The organism is Brevibacterium sp. 239c (genome assembly GCF_900169365.1).
In the GTDB taxonomy this organism is placed as follows: Bacteria; Actinomycetota; Actinomycetes; order Actinomycetales; family Brevibacteriaceae; genus Brevibacterium.
This window is the reverse complement of sequence record NZ_FXZH01000023.1, coordinates 20,851-39,613: the sequence shown is the minus strand read 5'-3', so window position 1 is coordinate 39,613 and position 18,763 is coordinate 20,851. Positions and strand designations below refer to the sequence as shown.

Below are 18,763 nucleotides of genomic sequence, written 5' to 3'. Positions count from 1 at the left end.
TCCGTTCAGGCGGTGGTCTTCGCTGACAGCCCTTCCGCCCCGACGGGAGCGGTGGTCTTGCGCTGCAGTCGCTTCTCCAGCCACCGGGCGATGCCGGCGACGATCATGTTGATGATGATGAACAGCACCGCACCGACGAGGAACGTCGGGAGCAGGTTGTTGTACTCACGGCCGATGAGGTTCACCTGGTACAGCAGGTCCTGGTAGGTGACGATGAATCCCAGGGCCGAGTCCTTGAGCAGCACGACGATCTGAGCGATGATCGTGGGCATCATCGCGCGCAGAGCCTGCGGCATCAGCACCAGACTCATCACCTGCCCCGGACGCATACCGATGGCCATGCCGGCTTCCCGTTGTCCCTTCGGAACGGCGAGGATGCCGGCACGGATGATCTCTGCCAGAACCATACCGTTGTAGAGCGTGAGGCCGATGACGACTGACCAGAATGCTCCGATGGTGTTGCCGAAGATGAGGAACATCGCAAAGATCAGCAGCAGAACTGGCACACCGCGGAAGAACTCGAGGATGATGGTCCCCGGCACCGAGATGATCTTCTTGCTTGAGAGTCGCAGCAGCGCGAACACGACGCCGACGACAAGGGCCAGCAGAGAGGCGACGACCGCGACCTTCAGCGTTGCCCCCATTCCTTGAAGCAGCACGAGCTGAATCTGGGAGAACGTGAATGGGTACCATTTCGCAGGGTCCAGCTGCCCGGCGTCTGCGAACTTCCAGATCACGAAGGCGATGAGCCCGGCCAGCACAAGCACGGAGACGATCGAGAGGATGATGTTGTTGCGACGGGCCTTGGGGCCGGGTTCGTCGAACAGGACCTGAGTCGGTGCGCTCATCGCAGGATCACCAGCTTCTTCTCGAGGTAGTCGAAGACGCGACCGAGGATCAGCGCCAGGATCAGGTAGGCAAGAGCGGTCCCGAACAGAAGTGGGACCACCAGGTCGCCTCGAACTTCGATGGCATTGCGCATGGCTGAGATGAGTTCACGGTTGTTGAACGCCGAGGCGATCGAGGTGTTCTTCAACAGCGCGATGATGACGCTGCCCAGAGGCGGGATGACGGTGCGGAATGCCTGGGGCAGAACGACCTGGTTCAGGGTCTGTCCGAACGTGAGTCCGATGGCCCGTGCTGCTTCGGCTTGGCCCACTGGAACCGTCGAGATCCCTGACTTGAGGGTCTCGGCGACGAAACAGGCCGTATAGGCCGTAAGCGCCAGCGTTGCATAGACGAAGGAATTGAAGGAGCTCGTCGCGCCGAAGCGGATGTCGAGGAACGGCAGCCCGAAGGCGCAGAAGAACATCACCAGCGTCAGCGGCGTGTTCCTGACGACGTTGATGTACGTCGAGGCTGCGGTCCGCAGGACCGGCGTCGGTGAGACCCGCATGCCGGCCAGGATCGTACCCAGTATGAGGGCGCCGATCAGGGCGACGGCGAAGAGTTTGATGGTGCCCCAGATGCCGGAGAGGAACATCTCGAGAAGTTGCAGAAAATCCATTCCAGATTCCTTAATCGATGTGAGGGCACCGTTGGGTGCCCTCACATCATGTCAATCTGAAGGCTGGTCAGTAACGGTCGATCTTGGGCATGTCGACATCATCGGTGGAACCGAGGGTGTATTCGAATGCCTTCTTCCAGTCACCGTCGTCCATGCCCTTCTGCAGGGCATCGTTGACGGCGTCACGCATGGCGTCGTCTCCCTTGGGCAGGCCGACACCGTATGGTTCTTCGGTGAACGGTTTGCCGACGACCTTGAACTCGCCTTCGTACTGCTTGGCGTAGCCACGCAGGATCGCGTCATCGGTGGTCACCGCGTCAACGGAACCCGACTGCAGGTCAGTGACACACTTCGAGTAGGTGTCATAGGCCACGAGCTCTGCCTTGGTGTACTTCTCTTCAATGTTCTGTGCCGGAGTCGACCCGTCCACGGAGCAGACCTTCTTGCCGTCGAGATCGTCGGGACCGGCGATGTCGGAGTCCTTCGCCACGAGCAGATCCTGACCGGCGATGTAGTACGGTCCGGCGAAGTCAACGACCTTCTTGCGTTCGTCATTGATCGTGTACGTGGCCACGATCATGTCGACGTTGCCCTGCTGCAGGAAGGGCTCACGGTTGGCAGAGACGGTCTCTGTGTACTTGATCTGGTCTGGGCTGAAGCCCAACTGTGCGGCCACCATCTTCGCGATCTCGATATCGAAGCCCGCAGGCTCCTTCGTACCGGCCTTGACGTTGCCGAGTCCCGGCTGGTCGTACTTGACGCCGATCTTCAGCTTGCCGGCGTCCTTGGCGGCCTTCCAGGTCTTGGAGTCTTTGAAATCGGCGCTGTCGTTGACTGTGTACTCAGGTGCCTTGGCCTGGTCACCGTCGCCCTCGGCCGGTGCATCAGGGGTTCCGCCTTGACCGCAGCCGCTGAGTGCGAGCAGTCCGATGGCAACAGATGCGATTGAGAGTCTGAGCTTCTTCATCGTTTCTCCTTGTGAGTGTGGTGCATGTGACGGGGTGAAGTGGTGCAGAACTGAAAATGGTGCATTGCTGAACGCCGAACAGCTTCGTTCGGCGCGCTCAGCGAGTGAGGATCTTGGACAGGAAGTCCTTGGCGCGTGGAGTCTTCGGGTTGGTGAAGAACTCCTCAGGCTCGGCGATCTCGACGATCTCACCGTCGGCCATGAAGACGACCCGGTGCGCGGCTTTCCTGGCGAAGCCCATCTCGTGGGTCACGACCACCATGGTCATGCCTTCTTCGGCGAGTCCGACCATGACGTCGAGGACCTCGTTGATCATCTCGGGGTCCAGCGCCGAGGTGGGCTCGTCGAAGAGCATCACCTTCGGCTTCATCGCCAACGAACGGGCGATGGCGACTCGCTGCTGCTGTCCACCGGAGAGCTGTGCAGGGTATTTATCTGCTTGGTGGGCGACTCCGACGCGTTCGAGCAGAGCCATTGCCTGCTTTTCGGCTTCGGCTTTGGACAGTTTGCGGACCTTGATCGGCCCGAGGGTGACGTTTTCCAGAATCGTCTTATGGGCGAAGAGGTTGAAGGCCTGGAAGACCATGCCCACGTCGGAGCGCAGCTGTGCCAGGGCGGCACCTTCGGCAGGCAGTTGTTTGCCGTCGATCGTAATCGAGCCTGAGGTGATGGTCTCCAGGCGGTTGATCGTCCGGCACAGAGTGGATTTGCCGGAACCGGACGGGCCGATGACGACGACGACTTCGCGTTCTTTGATATTGAGGTTGATGTGCTTCAGCGCGTGAAAATCACCGTAGTGCTTCTCGACATCTGTGACGGACACCAACGGTGGTGATTCAGCTCTCATGGCTATTGATCTTAGTGAATAACGCTCGCACATGAAAAACGTGGGGTCTTGCCAGAAAAACTGCAACCGACTTGTGACCTGGGTCATTCGTCGGTTGCAGTCTCAGAACCTTCACATGGCAGCGGTGTTCTGGATGATCTTCTCGCCTTCTTCGCGGAGCTCGATCTTGCGGATCTTGCCCGATACCGTCATCGGAAATGATTCCCGGACCTCGACGTAGCGCGGAATTTTGAAGTGAGCCAACCTGCCGGAGCAGAAGTCCTTGACCTCGGTCGCGCTCAGAGCGTCGAAGCCGTCCTTGAGGATAACCCAGGCCATGAGCTCCTCACCGTATTTCTCATCCGGGATCCCGACCACCTGGACATCCTTGATCGATGGGTGGTGGTAGAGGAACTCCTCCACCTCACGGGGGTAGACGTTCTCTCCACCGCGGATGACCATGTCCTTGATCCGTCCGGAGATGTCGACGTAGCCGTCATCATCCATGATTCCAAGGTCTCCGGTGTGGATCCAACGAGACTCATCGATCGCCTCGGCGGTCTTCTCCGGATTTTCCCAATACCCGAGCATGACCGCATAGCCGCGGGTGCACAATTCGCCCTTCTGCCCGCGTGGGACGGCTTGGCCTGTGACCGGGTCGGCGATCTTGATCTCAAGATGCGGCATGACACGACCGACGGTTTGAGTGCGAGCCTCAAGGGAATCATCGACGCGGGTCATCATCGACACCGGCGAGGTCTCAGTCATTCCGTAGCAGATGGCGACCTCCTCCATATTCATGTCGTTGATGACGCGTTTCATGATTTCGACCGGGCAGGGCGAGCCAGCCATGACTCCTGTGCGCAGCGAACCGAGGTCGTAGCTTGCGAAGTCTGGATGCTCGAGTTCTCCGATGAACATCGTCGGTACGCCGTAGAGTGAGGTCGCCTTCTCCTCTGACACTGCCTTCAGTGTCGCCGCAGGATCGAAACCGGGTGCGGGCAGGATGATGGCGGCACCGTGGCTCAGAGCCGCAAGGTTTCCGATGACCATGCCGAAGCAGTGGTAGTACGGCACCGGAAGGACCACGGAGTCCTCCGCGGAGTATGACAGCAGCTCTCCGATGAAGAAGCCGTTGTTGAGGATGTTGTGGTGGCTCAGCGTCACCCCCTTGGGGAAGCCGGTTGTGCCCGAGGTGTATTGGATGTTGATCGGGTCGTCCATCGCCAGCTCGCCGATGAGCTTGTCCAGGCGTACCGAATATTTGGCCGCGTCATCATCGAGCAGGTCTCGACCGCTGCCGATCAGGTGCGCGAAGGACTCGCGTTCGCCGATGACCGCGTCCCCAAGCAGGTCGGAGGGAACGGTGTCGATGAAGACCAGCTCGAGGCCCGGAACCTTCGCCGCGACCTCGGTCGCGATCGCGTGGAAGTCCGAGTGTGGGGGCGCAGTGATCTGGGAGACGAGCATTGTCATCCCGGACTGCTTGGCGACGTATTCGAGCTCATGGCTGCGGTAGGAGGGATTGACGTTGACGAGGATCGCGCCGATCTTGGCGGTAGCGTACTGGATCAGCGCCCATTCGGCGACGTTCTGCGCCCAGATTCCGACCCTGTCACCCTTCTTCACTCCGCGTTCGAGCAGGCCGATCGCCAAGGCGTCGGTATCGCGGTCGAACTCAGCATAGGTCCAACGGCGATCGGAATAGCGATCGACAAGAGCTGGCTCCTGGGCATATGTGGTCGCTGTGGCCTTGAGGTGCGCGGGAATGGTCTGACCCAACAGCGGTGTCTCGGAAGGACCTGAGGAATAGGAAAGTTCTGCCACGTCGTTGTGCTCCTTATTGCAATTTCAATGTGACTGCTGTGACCTAATGCACAGTATTCCCTCTGCGTCGGTGGCGCAAAAGCTGGTCAGGAAATCGTGCCCCAGCATGCCCGATCCCACGTCGGCGATTCGCTGACCCACCTGCCCCACCGGTGACACGGTGGCCACCTGACCGGAGTCGATGTGCACCAGGGTCGCTGCCAAGGTGGTGACATCCTCGGCGTCATGGGTGATGATGATCGCGCTGCGACCGGTGAGAGCCTTGGCCAGCACTCGCCTGGTCTCGACCTTGACGTCGACGTCGAGGGCAGCCAAAGGTTCGTCGAGCAGCAGCAGCTTCGGGTCGACCACGAGAGCCCTGGCCAACGCGATCCTGGCCGCCTGTCCCCCGGACACAGCCTCCGGCGCCCGATCAGAGCAATGGCCGACACCGAGGCTGTTGAGCATGTCCTGCGCAGCCGCACGTGCTTCGCCGGCGGCCTGTCCTTGAGCCTTGAGCCCGAAGGCCACATTGTCGATGACGTTCAGATGCGGGAACAGAAGCGGTGTCTGTGCGAGGTGGACGATTCCACGGGCGTGGATAGGAGGCCACTTATCGCATTCGAGGTCGAAGATGGTGTCCTCGCCGATGCGCAGGGAACCTGATTCGGCGGATATGGCACCGGTCATGAGTTGGAACAGGCTGGACTTGCCTGCCCCATTGCGTCCGATCAGAGCCGTCGTCGCCCCAGAAGGAATCGAGAGGCCGATGTCCAGACCACGCTCGGGTACAGACGCGCAGAGATGGATCGCGGAGGCGCTCGCCGTCCTCGGTTCGATGCCTCTCGCCTGTGACCCGCCCGCCTGAGCCACTCCCATCGATGGTGTCGTCGGCTCGGATACCCGGAGGGTCTGTGCTCGGAGTCTGGGTGTGCGGAGTCGGGGTGCGTGAGGGGAACGATAGGCGAGGACGATTATGATCAGGGCGACGGCGATGAGGAGCAGAGACAACGCAATTGCTGATTGCGGGTCGGTTTCCCGGACCAGATAGATCTGCAGCGGCATCGTGCGGGTGACGCCGGAGAGGGAGCCGGCGAAGGTCAGGGTCGCACCGAACTCCCCCAACGCCCGTGCGAAGCAGAGAACGGCACCGGTCATGATCCCCTGGCGCAGGAGCGGAAGCGTGACGTGGAAGAACACGCGGTTGGGTGTGGCGCCGAGTTCAGCGGCGGCGAGTTCGAAGTCCTGGCCGCGGGCGGCCACAGCCGTCTCGACGGACATGACCATGAATGGCAGTGACACGAAGATCTGTGCGAAGACCACTGCTGCCGACGTGTAGGCCAACCCGAGTCCCATGTCGGCGAGCAGGGATCCGAGAGCCGCGGTTCGTCCCCAGGTGTAGAGAAGGGCCAGACCGCTGACGACCGGTGGCAGGACGAGCGGAAGCAATATGAGCGTACGGATGACGCGTTGTCCGCGGAAGTTCCGGGTTGCCAGCAGGTACCCCAGAGGAAATCCGATGACCACGCAGGTCAAGGCCGCAATAATGGAAGTCAGCAGCGACAGACCCATCGCCAAGCGTGATTCAGGTGCCAGGATGACCTCGCCGAGGTGGCCCGGATCGATTCGTGCGACCAGACCGATGATCGGGACCAAGAGGAAGGCGATGCCGAGCGCAGCGGGAATCCACAGCCACCTCGGCAGCGCCGAGTGATGGTGGCGTGTACGCGTCTTCGTCATCATGGGGAGGAGAATCCAGCGTCTGTCAGCGAACGTGACGCTTCCTTCGACGCTAGGAACTTCACGAAGGCATCGGCGGCGTCCTTATTGTCGCTGGCGTCAACGGTGGCTGCGGGGTATTTGTTGATGACCTTGTCGGCGCCGTCGAGTTCGACCTCTTCGACATCTCCTCCTGCGCGGGCGACATCGGTGACGTATACGATGCCGGCATCGGCCTGACCTGCACTGATTTTGCCCAGCACATCGGTGACGGAATTCTCCTCGCTGACCGGATCGAGCGTGACAGAGTTCTTTTTCGCCCACGTCTGGGTCGCCGCACCGCAGGGCACCTGCGGTGCACAGACGACGAGGTCCTTGCCGGCGAAGTCCTTCGAGGTTTTGATCTTGCCCGGGTTTCCCTCGGGGACAGCCAGAGTCAGGGTGTTCGAGGCGAAGATCGAGGGCTGTCCGGCCAGCAGGTCCTCTCCGGCGAGAGTGTCCATGGTCTTCTCATCGGCGGTGGCGATGACGTCTGCCGGCGCCCCTTCGGAGATCTGTGCGACAAGGTCCGAGGATCCGGCGAAGGAGAATTTCACATCTACATCAGGCTCAGACTTGGAGAACTCTTCGGCGACCTCGCCGAACACCTCAGTCAAGGAGGCCGCGGCGAAGACGGTCAGAGTCGTCTTCTCCCCGGATGGAGAGTCCGAATCTGTGCCGGTGGAGCAGGCGGTCAGTGAGAGCAGTGCGACGATGCAGGCTGCGGACAGAAACTTCATCTCTCCATTAAACCCGCATTTGCACTCAGAACGTTAATCCATCTCCGCAATTGCGGACAATAGATGGTTGAATGAGCGAATTCACTGCCTCAGCGAACACCTGCCGTGTCGATGGAGACCATTGTCGCCTTCACCGAGGCTGTGGCAAGGCTGCCGGGTCCGAGTTCAAGTTGCCTGCATGCTTCTGCTGACATCAGGGATACGACCCGGAACGGACCGCACTGGAGGCTGACCTGGGCCATCACGCCGTCGATGACAACGTCGGTGACCAGTCCAGCGAATCGGTTGCGCGCGGAGCTGACGACTCCTGTCGGATCTTCGAGGGCGGCCGAACTCGACTGAGCCAGGGCCACGAGTTCGCGCCCCTCGACCACAGCACGATTGGAGGTGTCCTTGCGCTGGGTCAGTTTGCCTTCGCTGACCCACCGGCGGATGGTGTCATCACTGACTCCGAGGAAACGGGCCGCGTCGCTGATGCGCAGTTCGGTCATTCGAGGGCACCGACCCATTCGTCGTCACCGTCGGCGAAGAACTGGTGCTTCCAGATCGCCACCCGGGCCTTGACCTCATCGATGAGCTCAGAGCAGGCGGCGAAGGAATCGTGACGATGTGGTGAGGCGACGACCGCGGCCAAGGCCACATCGCCGATCTCGAGGGCACCAACGCGGTGGACGACGGACAGACGCACGGCCGGATGCTTTGCCGCAATCTCAGCGGCCACCTCGGCGATCTGATCACTGGCCACTGGATGGGACTCATACGCCAGCCGGGTGACTCCTCGCCCCCCGTCATGGTCGCGGATGACACCGGAGAAGCTGACCACAGCGCCACAGGTGTCGTCGAGGACATCGGGTTCAAGAGCAGCAGTGCTGATCGGGGTCTCGACGATGCCGGTGTGGATGACGCTCATGCTTCCCGATTCCAATCGCCGCTGCGTCCACCCGACTTCTCGATGACCTTGATGTCACCGATGATCGCCTGGTTGTCGACGGCTTTGATCATGTCGAAGATAGTCAGCGCGGCGATGGACACAGCCGTCAGCGCCTCCATCTCGACCCCGGTCTTCGACACGGTCTTCACCGCACCGGTGATGCGGACGCCTTCATCGAGGAGTTCGAAGTCGACATCGATGCCGGTCAGCGGCAGAGGGTGGCACAGCGGGATGAGCTCGCTGGTGCGTTTGGCGCCCATGACTGCGGCGATACGGGCCACGGGCAGGGCATCGCCCTTGGGCAGACCCGCCTCGGCGATGATATCGATCACCTCGCTTCGGGTGGTGATGAGTGCGGTGGCGACGGCGCGACGTTTGGTGACGTCCTTATCGCCGACGTCGACCATATGGGCGGCACCGGAGTCGTCGATGTGCGTGAGTGTCATGTGATCTTCCACGTCTTCAGCCTATCGTCTGCGCCGTGCTCGGACTCATTCGCCTGCGCCCCGGAAGCTGCTGACCGCGCTCCGGAATCTGTCGGTGGGATGAAGACCAGATGTGTGCTCAGGGCGTAGTTGTGGAGCAGATGCGAACGTGCGCCCCCGACAAGCTTGAGGCCTTCGGCATCCATCACGGCCCGCCGCACCTGCAGCTTTCCACTGGGCGGAGCCTCATCGAGGCCCCCGAGGAGCCGGTGGTATTCGGTCTCGCGAGGTTCCTCATCCACGGCCAGACCCAGCAGTGCAGGCCGAATGAACATCTCGAAGCTGATCAAGGCGCTGACGGGGTTACCGGGCAGAGCCACCCAGGCGGTGTTCGCCAGATGCCCGCATCCCTGCGGCCCGCCGGGCTGCATCGCGATGGGCTCGAAGACCATGCTTGACTCTCCATCGAGGTCAGCGGCGAGTTTGACGACCTCATGGGCGCCCTTCGAGATCCCACCGGTGGAGATGACGAGATCGCAGTCGGCACCGCGAACGGCGTCGAGCAGCGCCTGGGGATCGTCGGGGACGGTGATGATGGATGTGTCGACGCCGAGGCGACGCAGGCTGGCACCCAGGGTGATCGAATTCGCGTCGTGGATGCCGGCAGCGGCTTCGGCCGTGATCTCATCCCCGGTGCTCACGATGAGCACACGCGGCAGACTTTGAACCTCGAGCGCGGTGATTCCGCAGGAGGCCGCGACGCCGAGGTGAGCCGGCGTGAGCATCAGACCAGCATCGAGCACCGTTGTCCCGGCGGTGACGTCGCTGCCACGAGTGCGCACGAAGGTGCCGGGCCGAGGGCCTGTGTCCGTGCTCGGCAGTGCGATAGTGATCTCCGGCGCACCGAATTCCGCCGGGGCTGTGGCCTCGATGGCGATGACGGTGTCCGTGCCCTCCGGCAGCGGCGCCCCTGTCATGATCTCGATGACGGCACCGGGTGCCACTTTCTCACCGATGGCGCCGGCGGCGACCCTTCCGCGAACGGGCAAGGGGCCGTAGACTGTATGGGCATTTCCCTGCGCATCGTGATCAGGTCGTTGTGCTGCGGCATTCAGAGTAGAAGCCGCCACGGCGTATCCGTCCATGCTCGAATTGTCGAAGCCGGGAACGTCGATGGGCGAGGCGACGCTGGTCGCGAGCCTGCGCGGTGCATCGAGGAGGTCACTGATCGACACGGTCTGTGTGTCTAGGAGTGCAGAGATCGTCTCTTGGACACGGTGACGATGCATCATGGCGGTAGTCATGGGACGATGATATCCATAATGTTGATCAAGGAGGATGGCAGAATGCGGAAGATCAGCCTGCCCACACCTGTACTGAGGACTCCAACCGTGGACCCGGGTGAGACGTTCACAGCGCATCAGGAGGATTCGCTCCTGGACACCTTCGGCAGACGAGCCCGAGACCTGCGCATCTCGCTGACCGATTTCTGCAACCTGCGATGCAGCTACTGCATGCCCGAAGAAGGTGTGGAGTTCATGTCTCGCGATGCGGCGATGACGGCCGAGGAGATCATCCGCTTCGTGCGCATCGGGGTGGAGAAGTTCGGCGTCGACCAGGTCAGATTCACCGGCGGGGAACCGTTGACTCGCAAGGACGTCACCGACATCATCGCCGGAGTCGCCGCGCTGGACCCCCGGCCCAATATCGCTCTGACGACGAATGCCATCGGTCTCGATAAGCGCGCGGCGAAGCTGCGGGACGCGGGACTCGACCGCATCAATGTCTCTCTCGACACCGTCGACCCTGAAACCTTCGCCACGATCACTCGCCGCCCGTTCCTCAACCGGGTGCTCGAAGGAATCGAGGGTGCCCAAGCCGCAGGTATGGACCCTGTGAAGATCAATGCTGTTCTGCTGCCCGGTGTCAACGACGGCCAGGCTCCAGAACTGTTGGCATGGTGCCTCGAGCGCGGACTCAAACTGCGCTTCATCGAGCAGATGCCCCTCGACGCCGGACACTCCTGGGAACGCGGCACCATGATCACGGCCGCTGACATCTTCGCTCTGCTTGAGCCCGATTTCGTCCTCACCCCGGATTCGGCCCCTCGGAACGGTGCTCCGGCAGAGAAGTTCCTCGTTGCCAGTAGGGATGACCCGGAGACCATCATCGGCGACGTAGGCATCATCGCCTCGGTGACCCGTCCGTTCTGCGCCGACTGCACCCGCACCCGCCTGACCGCAGAGGGACGGGTGCGCACCTGCCTGTTCTCACACACCGAGGTCGACCTGCTCACCGCCATGCGCGGTGGTGCCGACGATGAAGCCATCGCTAATCTGTGGAAGGGCGCGCACTGGAAGAAGCTGGCGGGTCACGGCATGGATTCCGAGAGCTTCGAACAGCCCCAACGTCCCATGAGCGCCATCGGAGGATAAGTGCCCCAGATCAGAGTCCGGTTCTTCGCAGCCGCACGAGAAGCCTTCGGAACCAAGGAATGCACCGCGACTGCGGCGACCATTGACGAACTGATCGCGACGCTGACGAAGGATGCCGGTGCGGAGGCGACAACAGTCATCTCCCGTTCAAGCTTCCTGGTCAACGCGATCGCGGCCACAGATCCTCGCGCGGCTCTGGGCGAGGGCGATATCGTCGACGTGCTCCCACCCTTCGCCGGCGGCTGAGAGTGTCAGTGCGACTGGGATTCTAAGTACGGCACGGAGTCTCAGCGCGGCAGTGACAGATACGCGAGATAGCCCCCGGAGACCGAGGTGACATCCGCACCCTGCGCACGAAGCTGAGCACAGGCCCGCGAGGAGCGCACGCCCGAACGGCAGTAGAGTGCGACTGGCTCCTGATCGGCGATCTGTCCGGGATCGGCGAGGAGAGCGTCGATGGGGATGTGCTGTGCTCCGGGGACCATTCCTCCCGAGACTTCTTCATCGTCTCTGATGTCGACGAGGTGCGTGCCGGGTGCGATGTTCGCCCACGTCACGCTCGGATCCGTGCCCGCTGAGGTCCCAGACGACAACCCGTTTTCGTGTACACCGTGTTCGCCGTGCTCGGCACCATAGTCGCCGAGGTGGCTCTCCAGGTCCCTGACCGGATCCCGGTGCGGTATCCGACCTACCGGAACGCTCTCCCAGCTGGCGTCGAGGCTGCTGTGGATGGAGACCGCGTTGTAGAGCGGGGAGCCGATGCCGGTGAGAATTTTGATCGTCTCCATCGCCATGGCTGCACCGATGCTTCCACACAGCGCCCCGAGGACTCCGGCAGTCGCACAGTCCGGGACCGACCCGGGTGCGGGGACGACCGGGTAGAGGTCGCGCAGGGTTGACCCCTGGGTGGTGTCGAAGACAGCGACCTGGCCGTCGAATCCGAGGATCGTGCCCCAGACGAGGGGCTTCTCAAGGATCTCGCAGGCGTCGTTGGCTAGGTATCTCGTCGCGAAGTTATCGCTTCCGTCGATGACGATATCGACGTCACCGATGAGGTCGAGGGCGTTGTCCGGTGTCAGCAGCACCGGGTGGGTGATGATGTCGAGGGTCGAGTTCAGCTCGCCCATCCGCTGTTTGGCAGATTCGACCTTCCGATGGCCCACGCGTGCCTCAGAGTGGATGAATTGGCGGTGCAGGTTGCTCAGTTCCACCGTGTCGGGGTCGACGATGCTGATGCGTCCGACACCGGCGGCCGCCAGATACGTCAGGACCGGTGCCCCGAGCCCACCGGCGCCGATGACGAGCACATGGGAGTTGAGGAGCGCGGATTGGGCCTGCGGGCCGAAACCGCTGAGGCGGATCTGGCGTGCATAGCGTGCCGTGTCCGCAGAACTGAGCGCATGTCCTGACATGTGCCTCAGTCTAGTCGGCATCGACACTCAGACACCTCGCCATCGCCGCTCGGGCAGCTTGGCATTCGAACTCATGCTTGGAATCAGCAGTCAAGGACCTTAATGGTGTCCCCGTCGCGAATGGCCCCTGGGCCTTGCGGGACTCGGATGATGACATCGGCGCCGGAGAAGTCTCGCAGTCGTGAACGTTCGAAAGCTGCGATCTCTCCCCCAATGTTGAAGCAGCCAGGCACCAGGCTGAGGGCCTTGCCGTGGCCACTGATTTCGGGGCCAGCGTAGACAGCCTTCTTCCACCGCGCCGCGAGAGGACTGGCCTCGATGACCGATCGTGCGAAGAGGTGGAAGGACAGGAGTGCCCCTGTCGGAGTGCCGGGGAAATGCAGCAGAGGGACATCGTCGCAGCGTCCGTAACCCTGGGGCCCTCCGGGGCGCATCGTCAGGCGCAGGAACGTCGAATGGTCATCGCTCAGGGTCTGTCTGACGACTTCGAAGGCACCGGCACTGATCCCGCCGGTCGTGATGATCAGGTCAACGCAGTCGCGGAGCTCGTCGATGATCTGTCGGAAAACTGTCGGGTCATCCCCGCAGCTGCGTTCGACTGGAATGGCTCCGGCCGCAGTGATCGCGGAGCTGAGCATGGGCAGATTCGAGTTGTGGATGAACGGCTGCGCCGACTCGCCAGGATCGGCGTGCAGCTCTGCCTGCAGCTCGTCCCGGGTGTGCAGTTCATCTCCGGTGACGATGAGGCCGATGGTCAGTGGCCGGTGGACGCTGATGGTCTCGCATCCCATCATGGCCAGTGTGCCCACACCCGCAGAATTGATCACCTCACCGGCGCGGATGACGACGTCCCCACTCAGGGTGTCCTCCCCCACCGTCCTGATGTTCCAGCCAGTTCGCAGCCCCATGGGCAGCGAAGAGACGCGGATCCGGTCGGGAGCCGACCCCGTGCGCTTGGCATCGGTGAGCTCGACGGGGACGACCACCTCGGCGGTGGCGGGCACCTGAGCTCCGGTCATCACTCGCACGGCGGTGCCGGGTTTGATGTCGACCGGCTTGGTGCCGGCGGGGATGTCGCCGCGCACAACCACCTCGGCGCCGGCCCGGGCACTGGCCAACGCCTTCTTATCCAATGCGAATCCGTCCATCGCCGAGGTGGCGAAGCCGGGGATGGGAGCATCGGCGATCACCTCTTCGGCAGCGATTCTGCCGAGCGCTGACTCCGCGGGAATCGACTCCACGGTACGGTCGGGGGCCGATGAGATGATGAGTCGGCAGTATTCCTCTGGTTCCACTGATGTCCTTTCGCCTAAGTGAGATCCTACGAGGACTTCCCGATTCGAGCACTCATGTTCGGACTGTGGTGATTTAGAGTGTCAAGCGTGGACACACAAACGCGATTCGAACCTGATTCCAAACGATTCGACCTCGTTTCCTGGCCAGGACTGGCCGCAGCCCTGTTGGCACTGTCCGCTTTCATCCTGTTCGGGCTCGGAACCACATTTCCCGAGTTGAGAGCCTTCGGGTATCTGCCGATGGTGGCCTCCCTCATCGTCGCATGGATGGCCGATCGAGAATTTGCCCGCGACCTCAGCGTCATCGCCGGCAGCCTGGGGCTGATCTCCTCGATCTCGGTGGCCGCCGACATCTCGTGGACCAACATCGCCCGCATGGGGGTCGTGCTCTCTGCGGTGGTGATCATCCCCTGGCTGATCACTCGTTATGGGTTCAAGGACCGGACAATCGTCTTCCCTCTGCGTCGGGGGCAGAAATGGTCGCGGTTGGAATGGGCCTGGCTGCTGTTCGTCATCGTCGTCGCCTGGCTCATCCTCCCCCAGTACTTCATGCGCACCGGGGTCTACCTCAATTGGCCACCGATGACCCAGTGGGATGAGATAGTGCGTCTCTTCTTCGGCGTCAATGCGGTCGGGATCTGGGACGAGCTGTTCTTCATCTGCACCGTCTTCGCCCTGTTGCGCAAACACTTCGCCTTCTGGACCGCGAACGTCTTCACCACCATCATCTTCGTCTCCTTCCTGTGGGAGCTGGGCTACCGATCGATCGGGCCGGTGCTGACGATCCCGTTCGCACTCGTCCAGGCCTTTATCTTCACTCGGACGAAGTCTCTGCCCTACACCGTGACCGTTCATCTCCTCTTCGACGCGCTCGTCTTTCTCACGATCGTCCATGCCCATCATCCCGATGCGCTGCCCATCTTCATCGGGGTGTGACGAAACGCCCCAGCTCACACGGCGTGAGCAGGGGCGTTTCAGACACTTTTGAGATCGTAAGGGAACCGCCGAGGTGTCAGCGGATTCCGCGCAGTGCCTTCAGCATCGGCTTCGTCAGGGTCAGAGCCAGCAGACCGAGGATGATCGAGGCCGCACCGATCGACGTCCAATACGGCGTCTGGTTATCGGCGGAGTAGTACCCGCCCAGCACACCGGAGAGTGCGGTTCCCACGCCTGAGGCGAGGAAGAACACTGCGATCATCTGTGATTGGAACACCTTCGGTGCCACCTTCGAGGAGAAGGACAGCCCGATCGGCGAGATCATCAGTTCGGCGAAGACGAACAGCAGCAGGATGAATGCCACCCACAGCAGAGGCGTCTCATGCTCTCCGGCATTGGCGTACGGCAGGAACAGCAGGAACGCGATACCGATGATGATGAGTGAGAATCCGGCCTTGACCGGGGTCGAAATCTGTCGTGTGCCCAGCTTGAACCAGATCGCTGAGAATACTGGCGCGAAGGCGATGACGAAGATCGGCGGGATCAGCTGCAGCCAGTTGATCGGCATCTCCCATCCGAAGATCACACGGTTCATCTGCGAATCGGAATAGGCGGTCAGCGTCCCGAAAATCTGCTGATACAGCGACCAGAAGACCACACAGGTGATGAAGAACGGAATGAACGCCAGCACACGTGAGCGCTCGTCGGCGTTGGTCTGCGGGCTGCGGAACATGACGATGAAGTAGCACGCCGCTGCACCGGCCGAGATTCCCGCGATCCACCAGTCCACGTTCTCCGGATTGACGATATGCGACATCCACAGCACGACGATGAGCACGACGACGAGGGCAATGGCTGAGAGGAACAGGTAGAGCTTCGAACTCGGCAGCGGATTGACCGCTCCCCGCGACTCATCGGGCAGGTTCTTTCGACCTGTGGCATAGATGATCAGGCCCAGAGCCATACCGACGGCGGCGGCACCGAAACCGAAGTGGAAGCCGATCTGCTTCTGCAGAAGACCGGTGATGAGCGGTCCCAGGAAAGCGCCCAGGTTGACGCCCATGTAGAAGAGGGTGAAGCCGGCATCTCTGCGCGGATCCTTCTCTGAGTAGAGTTCACCGACGAGGGCAGAGGCATTGGCCTTGAGGCCACCTGAGCCCAGCGCGACAAGAATGAGTCCGGCGGCGACTCCGCCGAAGCCGGGGATGAGCGCCAGGCAGATGTGGCCGACCATGATGATGATGGCCGAGTAGAAGAGGATCTTCTCCGCACCGAGGATTCTGTCCGCCACCCATGCGCCGAGGATCGTGGCAAGGAAGACTGCGCCGCCGTAGGCACCGACGATTCCGATGGCCGTGGGCTGAGGCATACCCAACCCGCCGTCGGTGACCTTGAAGTACAGGTAGATGGCGAGGATGCCGTTCATCCCGTAGTAGGAGAAACGCTCCCACAGTTCGAGGCTGAAGAGCTGCATGAGCGGAAGTGGGTGCCCGAAGAAACGGGTGTCGTTCCGCACGTCCTCAGTCGTTGAGGTGCTTGATGACATATCGTGCTTTCCGTTGTGGCGTGCAAACGCGCACTGTGGTGCGCGATTCACTGTGAACAACCGGCAATGCTACTCCCCGATATTGCTCAGGTCACACGATCTCAATCCTGGGACGCCGCGTCCCAGAAGGCGGAAACTACGAGTGAACCAGGTCTCTTTTTCGCGCTTTTCTGCCGACGAAGACGTTGAGCAGACCGGCGACGAGGACGAGTGCGGAAGCCGCCATCGGAACAGCCATTGCGGCCGAAGTTCCGGCCTCCTCGGCGAGGATTCCGTTGACTGCCGACGCCACCGACTGGCCGACGATGATCGCGGAACCGGCCATGGACATGATTGTCGCCGAACGACCGATGGGACTGCGCTCAGCGGCAAGGCTGAACAGGGTCACCAGCGTCGGTCCGACCGCGCAGCCCATGAGCAGGAGGGCGATGACCACGGTGGCCATTGAGGTCGATGACGCCATGATCACTGCGCCGATGAGCATCAGCGGTGCGAATGACAGCAGCCTGGCCCACAGTGCGTAGCGCGGGGAGAACACCGCGACGGTGATCGCGAGAATGGCGGATCCGATGCCCATGATGCCGTAGATGAGACCCGCTTCCTCGGGGCGTCCGAGGTCGTTCGTCAGTGAGGTCAGCGCCGTCAGCGTCGACCCGAAGACGAGCCCGATGCCGAAGACGCCGAGGATGATGACGAAGACGCCGAAGGTGAACAGCTCCTTGGCCGGGGCCTGGACTCGTGGCTGTGCCGAGGTGCTGACGACGGCCCTGCCCGTGGGGTGGAGGGCGAATGAGGTCACGAATACCAGGGTCATGATCACGGCACCGATGATCGGCGCCACCGGGTGCAGGGTTGTGGCGAGGAGACCGACGATGAAGGGGCCGAAGACGAACACGAACTCATCGGCGGCCGACTCATAGGCCATGGTGCCGTTGAGGGTCTTCTGCTGTCTGGGGCCTGAGAGTTTGGACATGATGATCTCGACGAGGCGAGAGCGTGACATCGGGGCGACCTGCGGGGCAGTGGCACCGATGGCGAAGGCGGCTAGGAGCACCACGGAATCAGGCAGGGGGCTGAAGACGACCCAGGCCATGAAGATCAAAGCGATGCTGTTGAGCAGGCCGATGGTCAGCAGCACGCGTCGTTGACCCCAGCGGTCCGCGGCAGCACCGATGAAGGAGCCGAAGATCGCCGTCCCCAGGCCGACCATGGCTGAGTTGATGCCGCCCAGACTCAGCGACTCACGACCGGCGACGACGAGGGTGAGGACTCCGATGACCACCATCGCATAGGGCAGGCGGGCCACGAAGGCGATCGGGAAATAGCTGCGGCCCACGATGGTCAGCAGCTTCGGTGCTGCGATCGCGTCGGGACGGGTGCGGGTTTCGTTGCCGGGCATATCAATCCAGTTTCTCCCCCATCTCTGCGATGGGGATCGGTGCCGCCGTGGTGACCTGGATCGAATCACTCGGTAGATGCACTCTGTTCACTCTGTCGGCGCAGTTCGGCGCTTCTTCCAGGCTACCGGGATCGGCACGCGCACACGAGGGTGCTTGCGAACTTCAGCGCTTGAGCTTGCTCACCATCGTCGCCGGGCACAGACCCCACTCTCACCCGCGACTCAGTAAGAATGCAGACGAGAATGGGAAGATGGCGACATGAACTTCCTCTCTCGAGTTGTCGTCAACGCATGTGCGATCTGGGTCGCGGCTTGGATCCTGCCTGGCGTCGTCATCGAAGGAAACCCAGTCGTCGAGGACCAGACCGGAGCGATCGCTGCCACGATCATCTCCTACCTCGTGATCGGGCTGATCTTCGGATTGGCGAACGCGTTCATCAAACCGATCCTCAGTTTCGTGTCCGCACCCATCACGTGTCTGACCCTGGGCCTGTTCTCGATCGTCATCAACGCGATCATGCTGGCCCTGACCAGCTGGCTCAGCGGCTTCACCCCATTCGAGTTCACTCTCGACAGCTTCTTCCCCTCGGCCATCCTCGCTGCGATCATCGTCTCGATCGTGTCTGCGCTTCTGGGCTGGCTGGTGCCAGAGAAGAGCTCCGCACGCGACTGATCGATTACCGCCGCAACTCGGGCGATCCTCGGACCCGGAATCTTCTCTACTGCGTGTAGACTTACTGGCAGTGTGTCAGTCTGCACCCCAATGACCGTCGGAGGAGA

At 61.8% G+C, this 18,763-nt stretch carries 19 protein-coding genes; 4 read left to right on the top strand and 15 right to left on the bottom strand.

The genetic code is table 11. The annotated features are described in order from the left end of the window. Positions 1 to 5: 5 nt before the first annotated feature. The 11 genes from BSP239C_RS17500 to BSP239C_RS17450 form a co-directional block, all read right to left on the bottom strand. Positions 6 to 848: an amino acid ABC transporter permease gene (locus tag BSP239C_RS17500; RefSeq protein ID WP_101574629.1), complete on the bottom strand. Its 843-nt coding sequence runs from the start codon at positions 846 to 848 to the stop codon at positions 6 to 8. After that, on the bottom strand, positions 845 to 1,507 hold the full coding sequence (locus BSP239C_RS17495; RefSeq protein WP_101574628.1) for an amino acid ABC transporter permease: 663 nt from the start codon (positions 1,505 to 1,507) through the stop codon (positions 845 to 847). The genes BSP239C_RS17500 and BSP239C_RS17495 overlap by 4 nt, the downstream gene beginning before the upstream one ends. A 67-nt stretch (positions 1,508 to 1,574) precedes the next feature. Next, positions 1,575 to 2,474 (bottom strand): glutamate ABC transporter substrate-binding protein, encoded by a 900-nt coding sequence (locus tag BSP239C_RS17490; RefSeq protein ID WP_101574627.1) that lies wholly within the window; start codon positions 2,472 to 2,474, stop codon positions 1,575 to 1,577. Between the two features lie 97 nt (positions 2,475 to 2,571). After that, positions 2,572 to 3,321, bottom strand: coding sequence for an amino acid ABC transporter ATP-binding protein (locus BSP239C_RS17485; protein WP_374701047.1), 750 nt, complete (start codon positions 3,319 to 3,321; stop codon positions 2,572 to 2,574). A gap of 111 nt (positions 3,322 to 3,432) precedes the next feature. Then, the gene (locus BSP239C_RS17480) at positions 3,433 to 5,127 is read right to left on the bottom strand and encodes an AMP-binding protein (protein ID WP_101574625.1); all 1,695 of its coding nucleotides are present in this window, start codon (positions 5,125 to 5,127) and stop codon (positions 3,433 to 3,435) included. A 24-nt stretch (positions 5,128 to 5,151) separates the two neighbouring features. Continuing rightward, the gene (locus BSP239C_RS17475; RefSeq protein WP_257930270.1) at positions 5,152 to 6,849 is read right to left on the bottom strand and encodes an ABC transporter permease; all 1,698 of its coding nucleotides are present in this window, start codon (positions 6,847 to 6,849) and stop codon (positions 5,152 to 5,154) included. After that, positions 6,846 to 7,604 (bottom strand): molybdate ABC transporter substrate-binding protein, encoded by a 759-nt coding sequence (gene modA, locus BSP239C_RS17470; RefSeq protein WP_180959081.1) that lies wholly within the window; start codon positions 7,602 to 7,604, stop codon positions 6,846 to 6,848. Before modA ends, BSP239C_RS17475 begins: the two co-directional genes overlap by 4 nt. A gap of 89 nt (positions 7,605 to 7,693) precedes the next feature. Continuing rightward, positions 7,694 to 8,095: a molybdopterin-binding protein gene (locus BSP239C_RS17465; RefSeq protein ID WP_101574624.1), complete on the bottom strand. Its 402-nt coding sequence runs from the start codon at positions 8,093 to 8,095 to the stop codon at positions 7,694 to 7,696. After that, positions 8,092 to 8,514, bottom strand: a complete 423-nt coding sequence (locus tag BSP239C_RS17460) for a molybdenum cofactor biosynthesis protein MoaE (RefSeq protein WP_101574623.1) — start codon at positions 8,512 to 8,514, stop codon at positions 8,092 to 8,094. Before BSP239C_RS17460 ends, BSP239C_RS17465 begins: the two co-directional genes overlap by 4 nt. Beyond that, the gene (gene moaC / locus BSP239C_RS17455) at positions 8,511 to 8,981 is read right to left on the bottom strand and encodes a cyclic pyranopterin monophosphate synthase MoaC (protein WP_101574622.1); all 471 of its coding nucleotides are present in this window, start codon (positions 8,979 to 8,981) and stop codon (positions 8,511 to 8,513) included. Before moaC ends, BSP239C_RS17460 begins: the two co-directional genes overlap by 4 nt. Further along, a complete protein-coding gene (locus BSP239C_RS17450; RefSeq protein ID WP_226831271.1) occupies positions 8,978 to 10,264 on the bottom strand; it encodes a molybdopterin molybdotransferase MoeA in 1,287 nt (428 codons plus the stop codon). The genes moaC and BSP239C_RS17450 overlap by 4 nt, the downstream gene beginning before the upstream one ends. Positions 10,265 to 10,306: 42 nt before the next feature. Between BSP239C_RS17450 and moaA the strand changes: the two genes are divergently transcribed. Together moaA and BSP239C_RS17440 are read left to right on the top strand one after the other, a co-directional pair. Then, positions 10,307 to 11,395, top strand: coding sequence for a GTP 3',8-cyclase MoaA (gene moaA / locus BSP239C_RS17445; RefSeq protein WP_101574653.1), 1,089 nt, complete (start codon positions 10,307 to 10,309; stop codon positions 11,393 to 11,395). Next, positions 11,396 to 11,641, top strand: coding sequence for a MoaD/ThiS family protein (locus BSP239C_RS17440; protein WP_101574621.1), 246 nt, complete (start codon positions 11,396 to 11,398; stop codon positions 11,639 to 11,641). A gap of 41 nt (positions 11,642 to 11,682) precedes the next feature. Here the strand turns inward: BSP239C_RS17440 and BSP239C_RS17435 are convergent, their stop codons facing one another. Beyond that, on the bottom strand, positions 11,683 to 12,807 hold the full coding sequence (locus BSP239C_RS17435; RefSeq protein ID WP_101574620.1) for a ThiF family adenylyltransferase: 1,125 nt from the start codon (positions 12,805 to 12,807) through the stop codon (positions 11,683 to 11,685). A gap of 83 nt (positions 12,808 to 12,890) precedes the next feature. Continuing rightward, complete coding sequence (locus BSP239C_RS17430; RefSeq protein ID WP_101574619.1) at positions 12,891 to 14,102, bottom strand: molybdopterin molybdotransferase MoeA; 1,212 nt, start codon at positions 14,100 to 14,102, stop codon at positions 12,891 to 12,893. Between the two features lie 87 nt (positions 14,103 to 14,189). Here BSP239C_RS17430 and BSP239C_RS17425 point away from each other — a divergent pair, with 87 nt between their 5' ends. Then, entirely contained in the window at positions 14,190 to 15,038 is an 849-nt protein-coding gene (locus tag BSP239C_RS17425; RefSeq protein ID WP_257930269.1) for a CPBP family intramembrane glutamic endopeptidase, read from the top strand. A gap of 76 nt (positions 15,039 to 15,114) precedes the next feature. On the opposite strand, the gene BSP239C_RS17420 is transcribed toward BSP239C_RS17425, so the two are convergent. Next, positions 15,115 to 16,584, bottom strand: coding sequence for a peptide MFS transporter (locus BSP239C_RS17420; protein ID WP_101574617.1), 1,470 nt, complete (start codon positions 16,582 to 16,584; stop codon positions 15,115 to 15,117). Positions 16,585 to 16,720: 136 nt separating this feature from the next. Beyond that, positions 16,721 to 17,983, bottom strand: coding sequence for an MFS transporter (locus tag BSP239C_RS17415; RefSeq protein WP_101574616.1), 1,263 nt, complete (start codon positions 17,981 to 17,983; stop codon positions 16,721 to 16,723). A 259-nt stretch (positions 17,984 to 18,242) separates the two neighbouring features. On the opposite strand from BSP239C_RS17415, the gene BSP239C_RS17410 reads away from it, so the two are divergent. Continuing rightward, positions 18,243 to 18,656, top strand: coding sequence for a phage holin family protein (locus tag BSP239C_RS17410; protein WP_101574615.1), 414 nt, complete (start codon positions 18,243 to 18,245; stop codon positions 18,654 to 18,656). Positions 18,657 to 18,763 lie beyond the last annotated feature (107 nt).